The 736-nt window shown below is 59.2% G+C and carries 1 protein-coding gene; it reads right to left on the bottom strand.

Annotated elements, in window-relative coordinates; all coding sequences use genetic code 11:
- Positions 1-736, bottom strand: a 736-nt coding sequence (locus AC3WL8_RS39955; RefSeq protein ID WP_492380263.1) for a reverse transcriptase domain-containing protein, incomplete at both ends; no start/stop codon positions are given.

Here is a 736-nt window from a genome sequence, read left to right as displayed (position 1 = left end):
TGAAACCCAGGAAGGCGAAGGTCTCCGGTCGGCCAAGACCTCGACGCTGGCGGTTGGCCGCTGCGTTGCGACCAAACTCCAGTAACCTCGTCTTGTCCGGATGAAGCACAAGCGAGAACTCCTCCAGCCTCTGTCGCATCGCGTCCCAGAAGCGCCGCGCGTCAGCTTCGTGCTCGAAGCCAACCACAACATCATCTGCGTACCGCAGAATAATGACGTTGCCTTTAGCTTCCCGCCGTCGCCACCGGTTGGCCCAGAGATCAAACACGTAGTGCATATACACGTTCGCGAACAGTGGCGACGCCACTGACCCCTGCGGTGTACCTGTTTCACTGACGCTCAGTTCTCCATTCTCCAAAACGCCCGCCTTGAGCCATTTCCGCACAAGACGAATGATGCGCTCGTCGCCGATCCGATGCTCCACGAATCGAACCAGCCAGTCCTGGCTGACCGAGTCAAAGAAACTCCGGATGTCGGCGTCTAAAATCCAGTTCACCGGGGTGCGGATGATGGCCGTTGCCAACGCGTCCAGCGCATCATGCTGACTGCGTCCGGGTCGGAACCCGTACGAGAAACCGAGAAAGTCTTCCTCGTAGATCGCATTTAGCACTTCAACCACCGCGCGCTGGACGACTTTGTCTTCCAGTGCGGCAATCCCCAATGGGCGCTGCTTGCCGTCCGGCTTGGGTATGTACTGCCGCCGAACGGGCAGTGCCCGATACGCTCCGCTGAGTAC

The organism is Cupriavidus sp. FW305-F7, assembly GCF_058782875.1.
Note: the sequence above shows the minus strand (reverse complement) of the source record. Positions and strands in the feature narration are given on the sequence as shown.